The sequence below is a fragment of the Campylobacter sp. 2018MI01 genome (assembly GCF_018501205.1).
Classification (GTDB): Bacteria; Campylobacterota; Campylobacteria; order Campylobacterales; family Campylobacteraceae; genus Campylobacter_E.
In genome coordinates this window covers 1-19,152 of the sequence record NZ_JAHCZE010000033.1, presented here as the reverse complement: position 1 = coordinate 19,152, position 19,152 = coordinate 1, and the positions used below count along the sequence as shown (strand labels likewise).

Below are 19,152 nucleotides of genomic sequence, written 5' to 3'. Positions count from 1 at the left end.
AAGTAGTATATGATAATATTAATAGCAAAGATATAGAATTTATTGCTTTAATATGCGCTTTATTTGCGTATGGAAATGCTGGTGCTATAGTAAAATTTTTAAAAAAACTTGATTTTACTTTACTTAATAAAAGTGATGAAGAAATAAGGCAAATAAATCACAAATATAGATTTCAAAACGAAAGAGATGTAGCAGAAATTTTTATTAGTCTAAAAAGATTTAAAGAAAAATCAAGTATAAAAGATTTTAGTCATAAAATTTATAAAACAAGCAAAAATAATAAAATATTAGAAGTTATTCAAGCTTTAATTGCTGAGATTTATTCATTGAATGATTATAGAAGTGATGGGTATGAATTCTTTTTTAGTAAAGTTAATAATACAAGTGCGTATAAAAGATATTGTATGTATTATCGCTGGATGGTAAGAAATGATAATTTAGATTTAGGTTTGTTTAATGAAATTAGCCCTGCTGATTTATTAATGCCACTTGATACGCATACACATAAAATGGGGCTTATGTTAGGACTTATTAAAAGAAAACAAGCTGATCAAAAATGTATGCTAGAGCTTAGTAAGGCTTTAAAAAATTTTTGCAATGAAGACCCTTTAAAATACGATTTTGCTTTATATAGAATATCTCAGACTAACGATGAAAATTCTTTACAAGAATTAATTAAAAATGCCAGAAATTAGTATTATCCAAGAAATTGTAGTTTTAATATCGGCATTATTTGCTGGCTTTATTGATGCAATTTGCGGCGGTGGAGGGCTTATTATAATACCTATGCTAATTGCTTTTGGTTTAGGAGAACAATTAGCCATTAGCACTCACAAATTTCAAGCAATGTTTGCGATGTGTTGTTCGTTTTCAACCCTTTTTAAATATATAGAATTTAAAAAAGTATTTATAGGAATGATTTTTAGCATAATAGGTGGTATTTTAGGTGCTAGGGTTCTTTTAATAATTAATCCTGAACCATTAAAACCCATTATATTATTTACTCTTTTATTGATTTTTATATATTCTATTTTCAATTCAAAACTAGGTAGTATTAAAGCTAAGCAAATAATGAGTGAAAAATTATTCTATCCGTTTTTTGGCTTATTGATAGGATTTTATGATGGATTTTTAGGGCCTGCTACAGGTTCATTTTGGATATTTGCTAGCATTAGTTTAATAGGTCAAGATATTAAACAAGCAAGTATTAATGCTAAGGCTTTGTGTATGGCAAGCGGTATGATTTCTCTTATAATATTTATGATAGATTTTAAGATTTATTATTCACTTGGTTTAAAAATGGCAGTATGTGGTATATTTGGAGCATTTTTAGGTGCTAAATTTGTTTTAAAATACAAAAGTGATTCTATCAAAAAAATATTTTTAGTTATTGTTTTTATAACTTTACTTAAACTAACTTATGAATATTATTTAAAATAATTTTTATTACAAATTATAAAATTTATTTATATAAAAGACTTTTTATAAACTTATTTAGTCTTGTATAATTTAACTAAAATTATTATATAATTTCTTTATGGAATTTAGTTTATTAGAATATTTTATAGGTTTTTTAACTTCTTTTATTGGTGGTTTTATTGATGCTATTGTGGGTGGTGGCGGACTTGTTACATTGCCTGTGATTTTAGGACTTGGAGTGCCACCATCTTTAGCTATTGCAACTAGTAAGTTACAAGCTAGTATGGCTGCAGTTTCTGCTGTATTTAGTTTAAGAAAAGAAATAAAATTTAAAGAATTAAGACTTGGAATTTTAATAACAGCAATTTTTTCAATTCTTGGAAGTTATGTTTTGCTTTTAATATCTAATGAAGCTATTATGCCACTTATTTTAGTTATTTTAATATTAGTATTTATTTATACTATTTTTAAGCCAAATCTAGGGAATATAAACAAAAAAGCTATTTTAAGCACTACTTTATTTTTAATAATTTTTGGTGTTATTTTGGGATTTTATGATGGTTTTATAGGACCAGGAACTGGCTCATTTTGGATATTAGCATTTACTTCTTTATTAGGATTTAATCTAAAGCAAGCGTCAATAAATACTAAATTATTAAACACTACAAGCAATGTTTGTTCTTTATGTTTCTTTTTGTGCTTTTATGATGTTTTAATTAAACTTGGTCTTATTATGGGAGTAGGTGGGATAATAGGTGCTTATTTAGGTGGTAAATGCCTTCTAAAAATTAATATAAATATAATTAGATGGGTTTTTATAATTATTGTTTTTTGCACTATTTGTAAATTGATATATTCAAATTTCTTTTAGCATTTTAAAATAGTTTTCAAATTCTTTACACTCATTTATTACTTTAAAACCATATCTTTCGTATATTTGTGAAGATTTGGTTATTAGTGTAATTTTTTTATAACCTTTATTTTTTGCTATATTAATTGCATATTCAAGCATTTCTTTTAATATCCCCATTTTTCTATAGCTAGGAATTATCGCTACACTATCTATATAAAATTCGTCTTTATCGCATTCTTTTATAATCTCATAATTTGAGTTTGTATTTTTTAAATATTGCTTTAAAGCGTCATCATTATATTCTCTATCGCCATAAGCACAACAAATTGAAATAATTTGATTGTCTTTTTCATATACAAATAAATTATCAAGACAAAATCTAGTTTTTTCCTTGCCAAAAAATTCATAAAATTTTTCTATTTTTTTATGATAGTCTTTCTCGTTAAAAAAGTTTTCACTAAACTCAGCCATAGCTAAGTCTAAAATCTCGCAAGCTTTATAATCACTCATTCTAGCAGGTCTAATCATTAGTTATCCTTGTTTTTGTAAAATCTTAACCAAATTTTAATTATAAGAGGTGAATATGGGAAGAGCGTTTGAATACAGACGTGCAGCAAAAGAAGCTCGTTGGGATAAGATGAGTAAGATATTTCCAAAATTAGCAAAAGCTATTGAAGTTGCAGCAAAAGAAGGTGGAATTGACCCTGAAATGAACGCAAAACTTCGTTCAGCAATAGCAACAGCAAAAGCTCAAAATATGCCAAAAGATAATATTGACGCGGCATTAAAAAGAGCAGCAGGTAAAGATGGAAACGATATTAAAAGCCTTCATTATGAAGCTAAAGCTAATTACGGAGTGCAAATTATAGTTGAAGTTGCTACTGATAATACCAATAGAACCGCAGCTAATATAAAAGCTATTTTTAATAAAAATGGAGCTACTCCACTTGTAAATGGTAGTTTAGAATTTTTATTTTCAAGAAAAAGTGTTTTTGTATGTAAAAAACCTAATATGGATTTAGAAGAATTAGAATTAAGCCTAATTGATTTTGGTTTAGAAGAATTAGAAGATGAAGAAGAAAATGTAAGAATTATCGGAGCTTATGATAGCTTTAAAGAGCTTAGCACAGGAATTGATGAACTTAAATTAGAGCTTGTTAGTGGAAGACTTGAATATGTCCCAAACAATCCAATAAGTCTTAGTGAAGAGCAAATCACTGAACTTGAAAAATTATTAGATAAGCTTGAAGAAGATGATGATGTTCAAGCGGTTTATACAAATATAGAATAAGGAAAAATTATGTTAAAAGTATATGACAATTTTGCAGATTTAGAAAATATTAATGAAGCTATTATTAAGACAAATAAAGGTGATATGAAATTAACTTTATTTAAAGATAGCCCGCAAGCTACTTTAAATTTCGTTCATTTAGCAAAAAATGGATTTTATAATGGTCTAAAATTTCATAGAGTAATTCCTAATTTCGTTATTCAAGGTGGTTGTCCTTTAGGCACAGGCACAGGTGGTCCTGGTTGGAATATTAAATGTGAATGTAAAAATCAAGAGCATAAGCATTTAAGAGGGACTTTATCTATGGCTCACGCTGGTCGTGATACTGGTGGCTCTCAATTTTTTGTTTGTCATTCAGCACAACCACACTTAGATGGAGTTCATACGATTTTTGGTCAAGTTAATAACGAAGATGGCTTAAAGGTTCTTGATAGTATTCGCCAAGGCGATATTATTGAAAGTATTGAAATAAAATAATTTAAAATATCTAAGATATGATTCAAATTCTTTAATTTAGGTTAAAGAATTTGAAAATTAATTAAATTGATGATTATATTGCTTTTTACGAGGATATAAAAGTTTTTTGCAGATATTTTTTAAATATCTTTTTATTATATTTTTTTTACTTGTTCTAATACTATTAAATATCATATCAAGTTCTATTCTTTCCTTTTCGGTAATCACTTTTAGTCCTTTAATTGTTTTCTTATACGAGACATTAAAAATAATAACTCATCATCATCTAATTCACAAAGCATTGTAAATACAGCTTTTACTGCTTGTGGTTTAGAATTACCTAAACGCCAGTCTTGATAAGTTCGCATAGGTAATCCTAAACGCTGCGACATTGCTTGCAAAGAAATTTTCTTACCATTTTCTTTACTCTCTATCGCATTATGTAATAAATTAAATATATCGTTCGTCTCAATCATTTTTAAATTATACGATTTTAAAAATTAAACTTCGCTAAAACGGAGTTTATATTTGTAAAAAAATATAAAAAATACAAAATATCCTTAAATTAATACATTAAAAAATAAAATATATACGAAATAATGTATAAAATATATGGTTAAATAATTTTACTAAATTAAGTTGAGTGTATTAGACTAAATAGTTACTTGATAGTTAACAACTCAAGTGATATAATTCGTTTATCAATTTTAAGGTATGAGTGATAATGAGTAAAAAAACTGATTTTATACTAGAGCAAATGATTAAAGCTTATTTAAGCGAGCAAAATCCAATTGGCTCTATGTTATTGCAAGATAGTTTGAATGTTCCTGCAAGCACTATAAGAGTTTATTTTAAACAACTTGATAGTGATGGTTATATTTCAAAACTTCACGCAAGCGGTGGAAGAATTCCTACTCAAAAAGCTATGAAATATTATTGGAAGCAATTTTTTAATTATGAATTAAATTCTAAATTAGAATTAAACTCAACTTTAAATTTATTAAGAGTTGCTAACGAGAATGATTTGTTTTTCCTTATTGTTGATAACAAAAAAATATTTTTAAATGATATTTTAAACATTGAAAATAGATTTATTATTTTAGATTTTATAGAAAATAGGGTTTTGATTGATTTTAACGATGAATTAAATATACTTTTTAATCAGTTAAAAGGATATGAGATAAATGATATTAAGACAATTTTATATAGATTAAATTTAATAAATACTTTAAGTGATATTGAAAATTCTTTTAAAAATAAAATTAAATTTATATGTGGAGAAAAAATTTTTGCAAATATTGTAAAACTTTCTTCATTTAGTTCTATTATGAATTTAAAGTTACTTGATTATTTTACTAATAACTTGATTTATGATGAGCTATTTTTACCTGATTTTATGGGAGTTAAATTAGATTGTAATTATATGCAAAATAAAAGCTCTTTAATAATTGCAGGTAGTATTTTTACAGACTATGAAAATGTTTTAAATCAATTAAGGGAGGCGATATGAGCGAAAAAGCCACGCAAGAAGAAAATGTAGTAAATAACGAAGAAGTTTGCGAATGCAATGAAAATTGTGAGTGCGAACAAAATGAGTTAAGTAATGAAGAAATTGCTTTAAGAGCAGAGCTTGATAAGGCAAATGAAGAATTTGCAAAATTAAAAGACGCTTATCTTAGAGCTAATGCAGATTTTGAAAATTATAAAAAACGCTTAGAAAAAGATAAGCAAAGTGCTGTTTTATATGCACAAGAAGGATTGCTTAAGGATTTAATACCTGTTTTAGACGCATTAGAAAATGCTAGTAATTTTGAAGCAGATGATGAGTTTTCAAAACAACTTAAACAAGGTATTGATAATACTTTAAGTTTATTTAAAAATATCCTAGCAAAACACGGAATTAAAGAAATCGTAGCTAATGAAGGTGATGAATTTGACCCTAGTTATCACGAAGCTATGATGCATGTTGAAGCAGAGCTTGAGCCAAATTGTGTTGCAGCTATGTTTCAAAAGGGTTATATGATAAATGACAGAATAATTAGAGCTTGTAAAGTAAGCGTATCAAAATAAAAGGAGAAAACTATGGGAAAAGCAATAGGTATAGATTTAGGAACAACAAATTCATGTGTAGCAATTTATGAGCGTGGAGAAAAAAAAGTAATTCCAAATAAAGAAGGAAAAAACACAACCCCTTCAATTGTAGCATTTACAGATAAAGGCGAAGTTTTAGTAGGTGATAGTGCAAAACGCCAAGCAGTAGCAAACCCAGAAAAAACAATTTATTCAATTAAAAGAATTATGGGTCTTATGATGAATGAGGACAATGCTAAAGAAGCGGCAAAACATTTACCTTATAAAATAGTAGATAGAAATGGTGCTTGTGCGATAGAAATTGCAGGTAAAACTTACACTCCACAAGAAATTTCTTCAAAAGTTTTAATGAAACTTAAAGAAGATGCTGAAAGCTATTTAGGAACATCTGTAACTGATGCAGTAATTACCGTTCCAGCATACTTTAACGATGCACAAAGAAAAGCTACTAAAGAAGCAGGTCAAATCGCAGGATTAAATGTATTAAGAATTATAAACGAACCAACTGCAGCAGCTCTAGCTTATGGTCTTGATAAAGTAAGTGCTGAAAAAATTGCAGTATATGACCTAGGTGGTGGGACATTTGACGTTACAATTCTAGAAACTGGTGATGGTGTTGTAGAAGTTTTAGCAACTGGTGGTAATGCGTTTTTAGGTGGAGATGATTTTGATAATAAATTAATTGATTTCTTAGCAACTGAGTTTAAAAATGAGCAAGGAATTGATTTAAGAAATGACAAAATGGCGTTACAAAGATTAAAAGAAGCAGCAGAAAACGCTAAAAAAGAGCTTTCAAGTACAAATCAAACTGAAGTGAATTTACCATTCATTACAGCTGATGCAACAGGTCCAAAACACCTTGTAAAAACAATTACAAAAGCTCAATTTGAAGGAATGATTGACTCACTTGTGGCTGAAACTATCACAAAAATCAATGAAGTTATAAGTGAAGCAGGAATTAGCAAAAACGAGATTAAAGAAGTAGTAATGGTTGGAGGTTCAACTCGTGTGCCTTTAGTTCAAGAAGAAGTTAAAAAAGTATTTGGAAAAGAACTAAATAAAAGCGTAAATCCTGATGAAGTTGTTGCAATGGGTGCTGCTACTCAAGCAGGAATTATTCAAGGTGATGTAAAAGATGTGCTTTTACTTGATGTTACTCCACTTAGTCTTGGAATTGAAACTTTAGGCGGAGTTATGAGTAAAATTATAGAAAAAGGTGCAACAATTCCTACTAAAAAAAGTCAAACATTCTCAACTGCAGAAGATAATCAAAGTGCAGTTACTATTAATGTTTTACAAGGTGAGCGTGAGTTTAGCCGTGATAATAAATCTCTTGGTAATTTTAACCTTGAAGGTATCCCAGCAGCTCCAAGAGGTGTGCCGCAAATTGAAGTTACATTTGATATTGATGCAAATGGTATTTTAACGGTAAGTGCATTAGATAAAGCAAGTGGTAAAGCTCAAAATATCACAATCACAGGCTCAAGCGGATTAAGTGATGAAGAGATTAAAAATATGATAAACGAAGCTGAGAAAAACAAAGAAGCTGATAAATTAAGAAGAGAAGTAGTAGATGCGAAAAATCAAGCTCAAAGCCTAGTTCATCAAGTTCAAAAAAGCCTAAATGATTTAGGGGATAAAGTAGAACCTGCAATTAAACAAGAGATTGAAGGTGCAATAAATGAGCTAAATGATGTAGTAAATAATGAAAACGCAACAAAAGCTCAAATAGATGAGAAAATGAAAAAACTAAGCGACGCAAGTCATAAATTAGCTGAAAATCTTTACAAAAAAGATGATAGTAAAGACGCTAAAAAAAGCGAAAAAGATGATGCAGTAGATGCAGAAGTAGAATAATAATTTATTAAAAACTAGTCTTACAAGGATTTATCCTTAATTTTAGGAATTTCAATTTGAAATTCCTAATTTATCTTAATTTAAAATATCTTTTAATATCTTTTAATGTTTATTTTTAGTGATGGTAAAATTTAGTAAATATTATATTTTTATACAAAAATAGATTGCAAGCTCTGAATTAATTTTGTAAATTACAATTAAGTATGAAAAGTATATAAAATAAGAGTTCTTATATTTTATAAAATAATTTTTAAGAATTTAAATAAGTCATATAGTTTTTAAATAAGCATATATAAAAATTAAGTATTTTTAAAAACATTTGATAGCGATTTTAAACCCAAAATATAATTTATTTTTTATTACTGCAATATTTAAAGCATATATCAATTATTATAAAGTAAGTTATTAAAATCATTTGAATTGTTTTTATACTAATATATAAGCTTTAAATGGTTTTTAGCTCTTATAATTTAGTGCAAAAACTAAGGATAATATAGGTAAAAATACCTATATTATTGATTTTTATCTATTTGTTTTATTAAATCACTCATTTTTACATTTTGACCTAATATTTTTAGGTAGATATAATAGTTTGCTAAAACTTTTTTACCATACAATCTACTTTCTAAATAAGGCACAAGCTCCATTGATAAGAATGGTTCGTATGATTTTAGTTTAGAATTTGGATTAAACATATAATCTTTTTTTAGCATTCTTTGAGTAAATCCTAAGCCCCCGTTATAAGCATAAGCTATAAATATAGGATGCTTAACTCCTTTTTTAAGCGTATTTAAATGAGCGTTTGCGAATTTATAAGCTATTTTTGGGTCAAACATTTGAGTAACATCAAAATCATTATCATTAAAATCAACTTTAGCAGTATGTCTTGCTACAAAAGGCATAAATTGCATCATACCTAAAGCATAAGAAGTGCTTACAGAAGCTGGTAAAAATCTGCTTTCTTGTTTAGCAATAGCTAAAATTAGTGCTTTTTGCTCTACGCTATAACTGGCTAATTCTTCAGGAAATGGTATTGGATAAATATTATCTTTAAAATTACTTAATTTATCGCTAATTACTAGATATTGTCCTTGAGTATTTTTGGTATTAAAATATTCTTGCATTTCACTAAGCTTTTGAGTATCAGCGTTTTTAATGTCATTCATAAATCTAGCTTGAACTAAAGCATTATTTATAGGATAATCTATGCTTTTTGTAGGATTTGGTGTGATGATGGTAGGTAGTGGTGTGTTTGTTAGCTCTTTTGCTAAAATACTATAAATATTTAAATCATCACTATTTGCTAAAGTATCTAAATGTCTAGTTTTATTACTAGCTAAATAAGCAAAAAATAAAGCATTATCCTTTGGTCTTTTATATTTATAAGTTTTATTAGCTCTTAAAAAGTATTTTTCTGCTAAGGCATTTTTATTAAACATAAGTGCATTTAAACCTAATGCAAATGCTAAATCTTCTTTAGCGTCTTCTTTATCAAGACTTGCTAATTTTTCTTTTATTTTTGGATATTTATCATCTACTATAGCTGAGTTTAAAAATTTATAAGCATTAGGGTGTTCCATCATACTAGCACGAGTAAGTGGCCCTGGAGAAAAATCATCTAGCTTATATCCATCGTAATAAAGCTTCATTAAGGTTTTTCCATCACCTTTTTTAATGCTTTCTGCCACAGGGTTTTTGTTAGCTAATATGCTTAATTGTGAGCTTAGATTTTTATCTTTTTGTTTATAAATATTTGCTAGTTTTATTAGGTTTTCTTTGCTTAATTTTTTTGCAAAATTTATTTCTTTTAGTCTAAATATCTGACATTTTTCATCTGCGTTCATTATAGAATTGATTGAATAATTATAGCAAGAATCAGCAGGTAATGTTTTTGGCTCTTCTTTAATATCTTTGCTTAGTTTTTCATATTCTTTTTTCATAACTCCAGCAAAACGGAAAATATGTGTTTTAAATTCTTTTAAATCTTCTTTTTTTATCTCATTATTTTTTAATAAATTATATAAAAAAAAGTCCTTAGCAAGTGAGTTCGGCTCATTTTTTAATTCTTCATAAGTATATGAAAATAAAGCTTGAGTAATTAACAATATACTAATTAATTTTTTCATAATAATCCTTTTACGATTTTTACTAATTCAAATAATCCGATTTGTAATAAATGTATTCCTACAAAAACAGCAATAGGAGCAAGACTTACTATACCTATATTTAAAAATCTAGGCGGTATTATCATATATACTAAATCAAAGGCAGGTCTTACTAATTTATATACAATATTGTATATTTTATATCCGATAGGGCTTGTAAAAGCTTGTGGAAAAAACGAAAATAAACAATAGGCAATAACTAAATATGAATAAATATTTAGTCCTCTTATTATCAATACAAATAGTAAAACTACAATATCAGCAAAGCTCATCTTTTACCTTTAAAAACTCGCTCATACAAGGTTGCATAATCTCATAAATTTGTGCTAATTCAGGGCCGTGAGCTGAACCACTAAGCAATAATCTTAAGCTCATAAATAATTGTTTGCCTTTTAAATTAGCGTTGTGATTTAGTTTAAATTCTTCGTATTTGCTAGGTAGGTTTGATTTTTCTAATTCAGCTTTTAATAATTTCGCACTCTCACTAAAATCTAAATTGTTAGCAAAAACTACATTAAATGGTAGAAAATATCCACTAAGTTTAGCTCTAATTTCATTTAAAGTACTTGCTTCTTCTAAGTGAAGTTTTGCTAATTTTGCTAATACTTTTACATTACTAAACTTAGCTAAAAACTCATCTTTAAACAATAATCTAGCTAGAATTTCATCATCTAAAATCTTAATATGCTCTCTATTTATAAATCTTAGTTTTGCCATACTAAATCTAGCCGGAGATTTAGAAATATTGCTTATTTCAAACCAAGAAATTGCATCATTCATAGTAAAAATTTCATTAGGGGTTTTATTGCCTAAAGCTAGTAAATAATTAGCTATCGCATCAGGCAAAAAGCCTTCATTTAAAAGCCATTTTACGCTTGAATGCTCTTGTCTTTTACTCATTTTTTGACCGCTTTCTTCGTCTAAAATGATAGGTAAATGTGCATATTGCATACTTTCATTAAAGCCTAAAGACGCCTTTATATGTTCTTGTTTTGGAGTATTGCTTACATGGTCTTCTCCACGGATAATAAAGCTAACTCCTTCGCACATATCATCCATAGAGCATGCAAAATTATATGTAGGTGTCCCATCAGCTCTTAAAATTACAAAACTGTCAACATCATTTGGCTCAAATGATAAAACGCCTTTTATTTCATCTTTGAAAGTGATTGTGTTTTTAGGCTTTTTAAGTCTTATTACGAATGATTTATTTAAATCTTGTTTTAAATTCTCGCAAGTTCCATCGTATCTATAAGCTCTTTTTTCATTTTTTGCTAATTCTTTTTTCTCTTCTAATTCAGTTTCGGTACAATAGCATTTAAAAGCAGAACCATTTTCTAATAATTTTGCTGCTAATTTTTGATGAGTTGCTAGATGAGTGCTTTGCACATAGTATTCGTCCCAATTAATCCCAAATAAATTTAAAATACTCTTAATCTCTTCTTCTTTGCCTTGAATATTTCTAGCTGTGTCTGTGTCTTCTATCCTTAAAATAAACTTTTTATTATATTTTTTTGCACATACATAATTAATAACGGCAGTCCTTAAATTCCCTATATGCATATCGCCTGTAGGTGATGGGGCAAATCTAAACATTTGTAATTCCTTGATATGATTTTTCATAATTCTATTTTAAGAAAGTAAAAAGAGTGCCAATGAAAGAAGTATTAAAAAAAATTTCTTTTTTTAAAGATTTTAGCGAAAATGAGCTTGAAGAATTAGCAAAAATTTGTATTCTTAAAAGCTACGAAAAAGGCGAAATGCTATTTATGGAAGGTGAAAGTAGTAAGTATTTGCACTTATTAATTAAAGGAAATATTAAGGTTTATAAAACCAACCAAAAAGGAGCTGAAATTTTTATGCATAAATTAACTCCGATTTCTTTTGTAGCCGAATTAGCTAATTTTGAAAATATCCCTTTTCCTGCGAGTGCTAGTTTTTTAAATAGTGGGGAAGTGATTAAGATTGATTTTGAAGAGCTTAAAAATAAGTTTTTAACTAAGGTTGATTTTGTTCTAGCTTTATTAAGTGGAATTTCAAAAAAGTTAATTTATTTATCAGAATTTGTTCATAATGAAATGATTTTAAGTGCTGAAGCAAAGTTAGCTAAATTAGTTTGCGAACAAAGCGAAGTATTTAAGAGCATAAAACATATCCAATTAGCTTCATTTATAAATCTAGCTCCGGAGACTTTTTCTAGAATTTTAGCTAAGTTTAAAAATGATGGAATTATTAGTTTTGATGATGATAAAAACTTAATAATTCATGATGAAAAATATTTAAAATCACTTTACGAGAATTAATTATGAGCTTACACCATTTATTATTTGCTATTGCATTTTGCGTTGCTGTTTTTATTGCAAATGCTTATATTTATAGACAATTATTTAGAGTAATTTTCCCTAGATTTAAAGGATTTTTTTTATTAGTTTGCATAGTTTTATTTATATCTAATGTTGTATTTTTGTTCTCTATGAGAGCTAATTTTTTGCCTGATTTTCTTTATACTACTTTATCAATTCTTTTGGGTTTTTCTTTCTTCTTCTTTTTAATCGCTTTAATTTATGATATTGTTAAATTTATAGCCTTTAAAAGCGTAAAGAATATAGACACAAATAGAAGAAAAACTTTAAAATTGATTTGTGATTTAGGCGTTTTATTTGTTGCATTTGGGTGTTTTTTACAAGGTATATTTAAGGCAATTAAAATTCCACCTATTAAATATGTAGATTTAAATGCTAATTTAGGAATAAAAATCGCAATGATAAGTGATGTGCATTTAGGCAAAAATTTGCACAAAGATTTTTTAGAAAAATTAATCGCAAAAATCAACGAACAAGAAGTTGATTATGTAGTAATTGTTGGGGATTTAATAGATACTAACATAGATGATATTGATTATTTGGATTTATTAAATACCTTTAATAAGCCTTGCTTTTATGTAACTGGCAATCACGAATACTACCACGACGCTACAAAAATCCTAGCAAAATTAAAGCAAACTAATATAAAAGTATTAGAAAATGAAAGCATAGATTTAGGCAAAATAGTGCTTAGTGGCATAAATGATTTAAAGGGTGCAAAATATGGAATGCCAATGGATTTAGCCCCAATTTATAAAAATTTTAATGATACTAAATACAATATTTTATTAGCTCATCAACCTGTTGTAGCTAAGGAATTTGATTTGAGTAGATTTGATTTAGTTTTATCAGGGCATACTCACGCAGGGCAGATTTTCCCATTTAGTATTTTTGTTTTAATGCAGCAAGGATTTTTGCACGGACTTTATGAAATCGGTAAAAAAACTAAATTATATGTTAGTAGTGGTGCTGGATTTTGGGGTCCATCTATACGCTTTTTAGCACCTAGTGAAATAGTAATAATTAGACTTTAAGGAATATAATGAGAAAAACAATTTCAAGAATTTTTGGTAAATTAGTAAGCATAAAATATCCAAAATTTATGCAAAATTATATAAACAAAACTTATGTAAAGCATTTTAATATACCTTTAGATGAGTTTAAAGACTATAAAGAATACGATAGTTTATTAGCTCTTTTTACTAGAAGATTAATAAAGCCAAGAGAATTTGAAAGCGGCTTTATAAGTCCTTGTGATGGCACTATTTTAAGTTATGCAAAAAGCTCAAATTTAAAGGCGTTTAGTATAAAAGGTAAAGATTATGATATTAAAGAGCTTTTAGGTTTTACTCCTAAAAATGAGCTTGATTTTTTAAATATTTATCTTAGCCCAAGGGATTATCATAATTATCATAGTCCTTGTAATATGCAGGTTTTAAATCTAAAATATTTTTGTGCGGAGCTTTTTAGCGTTAATTTAAAAGCACTTAGTAAGCATGATAATTTGTATTCAAGAAATGAGCGTGTAGTTTTAACTTGCAAAAAAGATAGTGGAGATATTTTTTATATGGTTTTTGTAGGGGCTGTAAATGTTGGCAAGATGGAATTTGATTTTGATACAAGCGTGCAAACTAATATGAAAAATGCAAGTGATTATGAGAAAAACTATGATAATGTAAGCTTAAAAAAAGGCGAAATGCTAGGAAGATTTTTGATGGGTTCTACTATTTTAATCTTAGGCAATGATTTAAAACTTGAATGTCAAGTTGGTGCGATTAAATTCGGACAAAGAATAGCAAATGATTAAAAAGACTAATGCAGCAAGGTTTTTAGATACTTTAAAAATAGATTATGAATTATTAAGCTATGAAGTAGATGATGATTTATCAGCAATTAGCGTAGCAAAAAAGACAGGAATTGATATTAAATATATTTACAAAACCATAGTTTGCGAGGGTAAAAATGCCTTGTATGTTGCTTGTATTCAAGGGGATTTAGAAATAGATTTAAAATCTTTTGCAAAGGCGGTAGGAGAAAAATCCTTAAGCCTTTTAAAACTTGATAAATTAAAGGATAAAACAGGATATATTAGGGGCGGTTGTTCGCCTTTTGGTATGAAAAAAGATTATGTTAGATTTATTGACGAAAGAGCTTTAGAGCTTGAGTATTTTGTGCTTAGTGCTGGGCTTCGTGGTCTTCAGCTAAAAATAAATGCAAAATATATTCAAAAGCTTTTTAATATTGCTAGTATAAGCAATTCATCTATCATTTAATTCTCCTTTTTTATACATTGGTTGAAATTTATTAACAATAACATTAAGCATTCTATATCTTATTTCCTTATCTTCTGGGCAATATTTATGTAAAGCATGTAAATAATTAACAGAACCTTTATATATACTCCTTATAAATAACTTACTTTCGTCTGTAAATAAAATAGCTTTTTTAAAGTATTCATTAATTTTTATTGTGTCTGTAGCATTACAAATATAATCAGGTAAAGGTATATTAGTAACATCTATTTTTGAAGTTCCATCGTAGTAATTGTTTTCACTATAATATTTAAATGCCGAAGTGCTTAAAAGATCTATCATGACATCTAAATATAGTGCGTAATTCAATTTTTTCTCTGCTTGATATGTATAGTATTTATTAAAAGCTATATTTAAAAGCTCATAAATTTCACTTGCTTTATCATAATCTTTTATATAATATTCATAAGCTCTATTTGATGTATAATTTGTATATAGCATAACCAAACCAAGCATATTAGATAGTCTATATTCTGTCATAATATCCACATCATAATAAATATTGCCATAAGGCACTCTTTTTATCATTTCATAGATTTCTTGATAATCATCGTAGCTTAGCTTGTCTAACATACTATAATCTTGTGTTTTTTTAGTTAAACCATACATGCGTTTATAATACAAAACCCACCACATAATATCTTCAATACTATCATCTGGCAAGAGCTTTTTACCTTCATCATAATAATTTTTAGCTATATTTAAAAAAGGTCTTACAATAAAGCTATCATATTTAAAAAATATATTTAATGTATTTGCAATATCAATAAATAAATATCCGGTTAAAAATTTTTCACTTGCTTCTGGGTTTTTACTATATTTTTGTGGATTAAATTCTAATAAATATAAACTCATAATTAAAATATATAAAAGTGGAATTATTATAAAAACAATAAATAAAGCTTTGTATAAAATCTTTTTAAAATTAAATTTAAAATTAATTATTTGATTTATATTCATATTTAACCTTGTAAAAATAAGGTTTATTATAGCAAATAAATATTTAGGAATTTGATTTAAAAATTTATTTAAGTATTTAATTTTTCTTTTTTTGAACTTCAAATTGACTTAAGTCAAAGTCAAAATTTTTAAACTTTTTTAGAATAGTGAGAAAAAAGGAGAAAAAATGTTTGATTTTAAATCTTGGAAAAAAGTTAGTTTAGCAAATGCTACGGTTGAGTTTTATGAAAATGATGAATATTTAGCTTTTGATAGTAGTCAGTGTATGCCACCTGAACCTATGATAAATGCTAGAGTTGGCTTAAATAATTTAAAGCCTAATCAAAAATTAATTATGCTAAATCATAAAAATCCTTTAGGCTTACTTCCTAGCGTGAAGCCATATTATGATATTCAAACTACACAAAAAGATGGACTTTTTTGGCTAGTATTTACTAAAATTAAAGAGCATAGCAATTTTGATGAAGCTTGTAAAGACCATCCATAAGGGCTAAGTTATGTTAAACGCATTCGCACCACCATTTAAAGTGGTGGCTATTTATTTTATATTTGCATTTTGCTATTTATTAGCTTTTATGTTTTTATTTTCTTATTCAAATTATGATTTTGAGAGTTATCAATTTAAAGCGTTTTTACATTGTTTTTTTGCTGGATTTGCTTTAAATATAATAATAGGTAGCCTTTATCAATTAAGCTCGGTAATTTATGAAAAAGCATTCTTTAGTATAAAAGGTGTATTTTTTGTGAGTTTTATTTGCAATATCTCTTTAGCCTTTATTATGTATTCGTTTTTAAATTATGATTTGGCATTACTAAAATATAGCGTATTTGCTATGATTTTAAGTGTTTTTTATTTTATTGTGCTGTTTTTAATATCATTTTTTGATTTTAATAATATTGCTAAAAGTGCTTTATTTTGTGGGGTTGTTTTTTTAGCATTAGGCTTAGTTTGTGCTGGTTTAATTGTGCTTATTTTAAACGGGCTTATATATTTAGATTATGAACTAATTCTTCATCTTCATATATATTTTATGTTAGGTTTTATTTTATTTATTTGTATAGGTGCTGCTAGTGTGTTATTGCCAATGTTTGCACTAACTCATAAGCATAAAAATTATTTATTATGGCTTAGTTTAGTGGCGTATTTTTTAGCATTTTTTCATAAAAGTATAGCTATTTTTTCCCTAGCTTGTTTTGTATTTTGGTGTTTATATATACTTAAAATACGAACAAGAAAGGCTAAAGATTATTGGAATTTAAATATTGTTTTTGCTTGTATTGGCTCGTTTTTAGCTATGAGAGAATTTTATGTTTTAGACTATGCTTTAGCTATTAAATTATTAATTTTTGCAACGATTTTACCTTTTATAATCGCACATATTTATAAGATTTTGCCATTTTTAATATGGTTTCATTTTATTTCAAAATTAATCGGAAAAATAAAAGTCCCTTTATTAGATGATATGGTGATTAAAAAAGCAGCTTTTTTTACTATGCTAATTAATATATGCTTAGTAATTTCTCTTTATTTTAATTCATCAATTTATTTATATATAGCGTTAAATATAGGTCTTTTAATTAATGTAATCAATTTTTTTACTTATATAAATTACAAAGGAGCAAAGAATGAAAAAGCAAGTAATTAATGCAATTTCAAATGTAATTGACCCTGAAGTGGGTTTTGATATTTTAGCTTTAGGGCTTATTTATGATATACAAATTGATAATTCATATTGTAAAATCACTATGACCTTATCTACTAAGTCTTGTCCTATGCATGATTTACTGATAACTTGGGTAAAAGACTCTGCTTTAAGTGTAGATGGAATAGATAGTGTTGATATTGATTTAGTGTTTGAGCCTGCTTGGAGTATAGAAATGGCTAGCGATGAGGTCAAAAGTGCTTTAAGTTTTTAATTTACTATGAGAGATTTTCTCATAGTAAATTCTAATTATAATTTGATTTTTAATAAAGAATTATTAGCCATTTCAGGCACTAAAAGTGTGTTTGTAGAGTTATCATAAAACATATCAGCAGGTCCTTTAAGTGCTTTTAAATCTAGCTTTTCTAATTTATTTTGATTAAGTTTATAAATATAACCATTTAGCTCTTTACCCCAACTAGATACTAAAATATCATCATTAATTTTAACAATTCCATCAAATTGCTCTAAATTATCACTTAGTTTTTCTACATTTTTACTAGCTAAATCAATTTTTAAAATAGCTCCGCCATCTTTTTCACTAGGGTCATACCCTACGACATATAAAGAATTTTTATCAATCAATAAGCCATTAGGACCACCATAACTTTTGTCAATATTCATAAAAGTTTTATAATTTTTATCTTTTAAATTGATTTCAAAAATCGTATAAGTGCCAGTATCACTTACTAAAAGAGTATCATTGTCTAAGCTCTCAATAGCATTTAAAAATACCGAGCCTTTAATTTCTAGCTTAAATACTTCTTTTTTGCTTGTTATATCAAAGCCGTATAAAGTATCAATATCTACAACATAAAGTGTATTGTTAATAATCTTCATACCTTTTGGAGCATTTAAATTCTTTACAAATACATTGATTTTATCATCAGCTTTTGAGATTATATTTATATAACCATCTAAATCCTTGTTTAAAGGCTCAATTTTTTGACCTACATTTGAGACAAATACATAATCTTTATTTGCCACAACACTCTCAGGCGAAGCAAAAGCATTGATTTCTTTAACTTCCATTGCATTCATACTAGCAAGTAATGCTAAACTTAAAATATATTTTTTCATCTTTTCTCCTTAAATAATTTTTGAAAAATTATAAGGAAAAAAGAATTTTATTTCTAATAGTTTTAATGTAAAAAATATAAGTTTTTTGATTTTTGAAATTGTTTTGGGGTTTTATTATATCTTTTTTTATAGCGTGAAATAAACCAAGCAGGTGAGTTAAATCCTACTTCTAAACATATTTCTGTAATGTTTTTGTTTGAAAATTCTAATAAGAATTTTGCCTTTTCAAATTTTTTATTATCAAGCCATTCTTTAGGGCTAATTCCAAAGCTTTGTTTGAAGTTTTTGCTAAAAGTAGTTAAGGACATATTAGATATTTTTGCCATATCATTTACGCTTTGAAAATCTTGTTCGCAATACGAAAATATCTGATATAAAGATAGTTTAAAATTGGTGATTATGGTCTTTAAAAATGATAAAAAACTTTGATTATTCTTACTATAAAGTAGGGCTAAAAATAATTCTTCAAATTTTAATTTTAAAATATCTTCATTGGTTTTATAACTAAAACAAGGTAAAAATGATGTAAAAATTGAGCTTAATAATTCATTAGAATTTAGCTTAAAAATATGCTCATCGGTTGTAAAATTGCTATTTAAAAG

Annotated in this window: 23 protein-coding genes; 15 read left to right on the top strand and 8 right to left on the bottom strand. The window is 26.9% G+C overall.

The annotated features are described in order from the left end of the window. The 3 genes from KJQ97_RS06180 to KJQ97_RS06170 form a co-directional block, all read left to right on the top strand. Positions 1 to 695 (top strand): TIGR02757 family protein (locus tag KJQ97_RS06180; protein WP_214120285.1); only part of this gene is annotated, 695 nt, incomplete at its 5' end. Next, positions 682 to 1,440, top strand: a complete 759-nt coding sequence (locus KJQ97_RS06175; RefSeq protein WP_214120284.1) for a sulfite exporter TauE/SafE family protein — start codon at positions 682 to 684, stop codon at positions 1,438 to 1,440. The genes KJQ97_RS06180 and KJQ97_RS06175, both read left to right, overlap by 14 nt. A 97-nt stretch (positions 1,441 to 1,537) precedes the next feature. Further along, on the top strand, positions 1,538 to 2,290 hold the full coding sequence (locus KJQ97_RS06170) for a TSUP family transporter (protein ID WP_214120283.1): 753 nt from the start codon (positions 1,538 to 1,540) through the stop codon (positions 2,288 to 2,290). On the opposite strand, the gene KJQ97_RS06165 is transcribed toward KJQ97_RS06170, so the two are convergent. Continuing rightward, complete coding sequence (locus KJQ97_RS06165; protein ID WP_214120282.1) at positions 2,276 to 2,800, bottom strand: GNAT family N-acetyltransferase; 525 nt, start codon at positions 2,798 to 2,800, stop codon at positions 2,276 to 2,278. The genes KJQ97_RS06170 and KJQ97_RS06165 overlap by 15 nt on opposite strands. Before the next feature lie 55 nt (positions 2,801 to 2,855). On the opposite strand from KJQ97_RS06165, the gene KJQ97_RS06160 reads away from it, so the two are divergent. Further along, entirely contained in the window at positions 2,856 to 3,563 is a 708-nt protein-coding gene (locus KJQ97_RS06160) for a YebC/PmpR family DNA-binding transcriptional regulator (protein ID WP_214118822.1), read from the top strand. Positions 3,564 to 3,572: 9 nt separating this feature from the next. Then, entirely contained in the window at positions 3,573 to 4,040 is a 468-nt protein-coding gene (locus KJQ97_RS06155) for a peptidylprolyl isomerase (RefSeq protein WP_214118824.1), read from the top strand. A 209-nt stretch (positions 4,041 to 4,249) separates the two neighbouring features. Here the strand turns inward: KJQ97_RS06155 and KJQ97_RS06150 are convergent, their stop codons facing one another. Continuing rightward, entirely contained in the window at positions 4,250 to 4,495 is a 246-nt protein-coding gene (locus KJQ97_RS06150) for an XRE family transcriptional regulator (RefSeq protein WP_214118828.1), read from the bottom strand. Between the two features lie 248 nt (positions 4,496 to 4,743). Between KJQ97_RS06150 and KJQ97_RS06145 the strand changes: the two genes are divergently transcribed. From KJQ97_RS06145 to dnaK, 3 genes are read left to right on the top strand one after another with little or no spacing between them, the layout of a single operon-like run. After that, the gene (locus KJQ97_RS06145) at positions 4,744 to 5,529 is read left to right on the top strand and encodes a hypothetical protein (RefSeq protein WP_214120281.1); all 786 of its coding nucleotides are present in this window, start codon (positions 4,744 to 4,746) and stop codon (positions 5,527 to 5,529) included. Further along, positions 5,526 to 6,089, top strand: a complete 564-nt coding sequence (locus KJQ97_RS06140) for a nucleotide exchange factor GrpE (protein WP_214118832.1) — start codon at positions 5,526 to 5,528, stop codon at positions 6,087 to 6,089. The genes KJQ97_RS06145 and KJQ97_RS06140 overlap by 4 nt, the downstream gene beginning before the upstream one ends. Before the next feature lie 12 nt (positions 6,090 to 6,101). Beyond that, on the top strand, positions 6,102 to 7,967 hold the full coding sequence (gene dnaK / locus KJQ97_RS06135) for a molecular chaperone DnaK (protein ID WP_214118833.1): 1,866 nt from the start codon (positions 6,102 to 6,104) through the stop codon (positions 7,965 to 7,967). Positions 7,968 to 8,479: 512 nt separating this feature from the next. On the opposite strand, the gene KJQ97_RS06130 is transcribed toward dnaK, so the two are convergent. The 3 genes from KJQ97_RS06130 to gltX are packed head-to-tail and all read right to left on the bottom strand — an operon-like array spanning position 8,480 to position 11,728. Next, positions 8,480 to 10,093: a lytic transglycosylase domain-containing protein gene (locus KJQ97_RS06130; RefSeq protein WP_214120280.1), complete on the bottom strand. Its 1,614-nt coding sequence runs from the start codon at positions 10,091 to 10,093 to the stop codon at positions 8,480 to 8,482. After that, on the bottom strand, positions 10,090 to 10,404 hold the full coding sequence (locus tag KJQ97_RS06125; protein WP_214120279.1) for a YggT family protein: 315 nt from the start codon (positions 10,402 to 10,404) through the stop codon (positions 10,090 to 10,092). Before KJQ97_RS06125 ends, KJQ97_RS06130 begins: the two co-directional genes overlap by 4 nt. After that, positions 10,391 to 11,728, bottom strand: a complete 1,338-nt coding sequence (gene gltX / locus KJQ97_RS06120) for a glutamate--tRNA ligase (protein WP_214120278.1) — start codon at positions 11,726 to 11,728, stop codon at positions 10,391 to 10,393. The genes KJQ97_RS06125 and gltX overlap by 14 nt, the downstream gene beginning before the upstream one ends. A gap of 59 nt (positions 11,729 to 11,787) precedes the next feature. Between gltX and KJQ97_RS06115 the strand changes: the two genes are divergently transcribed. Genes KJQ97_RS06115 through KJQ97_RS06100 form a run of 4 tightly spaced genes read left to right on the top strand, consistent with a single transcriptional unit; the run spans position 11,788 to position 14,768 of the window. Then, positions 11,788 to 12,435 carry a Crp/Fnr family transcriptional regulator gene (locus KJQ97_RS06115; protein ID WP_214118979.1) on the top strand — a complete coding sequence of 216 codons (648 nt, stop codon included), beginning with the start codon at positions 11,788 to 11,790 and terminating at the stop codon, positions 12,433 to 12,435. Between the two features lie 2 nt (positions 12,436 to 12,437). Further along, positions 12,438 to 13,529 carry a metallophosphoesterase gene (locus tag KJQ97_RS06110; RefSeq protein WP_250325182.1) on the top strand — a complete coding sequence of 364 codons (1,092 nt, stop codon included), beginning with the start codon at positions 12,438 to 12,440 and terminating at the stop codon, positions 13,527 to 13,529. 8 nt (positions 13,530 to 13,537) lie between these two features. Continuing rightward, positions 13,538 to 14,302: a phosphatidylserine decarboxylase gene (locus KJQ97_RS06105; RefSeq protein ID WP_214120277.1), complete on the top strand. Its 765-nt coding sequence runs from the start codon at positions 13,538 to 13,540 to the stop codon at positions 14,300 to 14,302. After that, positions 14,295 to 14,768, top strand: coding sequence for a YbaK/EbsC family protein (locus KJQ97_RS06100; RefSeq protein ID WP_214118975.1), 474 nt, complete (start codon positions 14,295 to 14,297; stop codon positions 14,766 to 14,768). Before KJQ97_RS06105 ends, KJQ97_RS06100 begins: the two co-directional genes overlap by 8 nt. Here KJQ97_RS06100 and KJQ97_RS06095 read toward each other — a convergent pair. Further along, complete coding sequence (locus KJQ97_RS06095) at positions 14,754 to 15,767, bottom strand: hypothetical protein (protein WP_214120276.1); 1,014 nt, start codon at positions 15,765 to 15,767, stop codon at positions 14,754 to 14,756. The genes KJQ97_RS06100 and KJQ97_RS06095 overlap by 15 nt on opposite strands. 166 nt (positions 15,768 to 15,933) lie before the next feature. Here KJQ97_RS06095 and KJQ97_RS06090 point away from each other — a divergent pair, with 166 nt between their 5' ends. From KJQ97_RS06090 to KJQ97_RS06080, 3 genes are read left to right on the top strand one after another with little or no spacing between them, the layout of a single operon-like run. Next, on the top strand, positions 15,934 to 16,254 hold the full coding sequence (locus KJQ97_RS06090) for a hypothetical protein (RefSeq protein ID WP_214118493.1): 321 nt from the start codon (positions 15,934 to 15,936) through the stop codon (positions 16,252 to 16,254). A 10-nt stretch (positions 16,255 to 16,264) separates the two neighbouring features. After that, positions 16,265 to 17,413, top strand: a complete 1,149-nt coding sequence (locus KJQ97_RS06085) for a hypothetical protein (protein WP_214120275.1) — start codon at positions 16,265 to 16,267, stop codon at positions 17,411 to 17,413. Next, entirely contained in the window at positions 17,394 to 17,684 is a 291-nt protein-coding gene (locus KJQ97_RS06080) for a metal-sulfur cluster assembly factor (protein ID WP_214120274.1), read from the top strand. Before KJQ97_RS06085 ends, KJQ97_RS06080 begins: the two co-directional genes overlap by 20 nt. 35 nt (positions 17,685 to 17,719) lie before the next feature. Here the strand turns inward: KJQ97_RS06080 and KJQ97_RS06075 are convergent, their stop codons facing one another. Together KJQ97_RS06075 and KJQ97_RS06070 are read right to left on the bottom strand one after the other, a co-directional pair. Beyond that, a complete protein-coding gene (locus tag KJQ97_RS06075) occupies positions 17,720 to 18,550 on the bottom strand; it encodes an NHL repeat-containing protein (RefSeq protein WP_214120273.1) in 831 nt (276 codons plus the stop codon). A 62-nt stretch (positions 18,551 to 18,612) separates the two neighbouring features. Then, positions 18,613 to 19,152: helix-turn-helix domain-containing protein (locus KJQ97_RS06070; RefSeq protein ID WP_214120272.1), on the bottom strand; the 540-nt coding region annotated here is incomplete at its 5' end.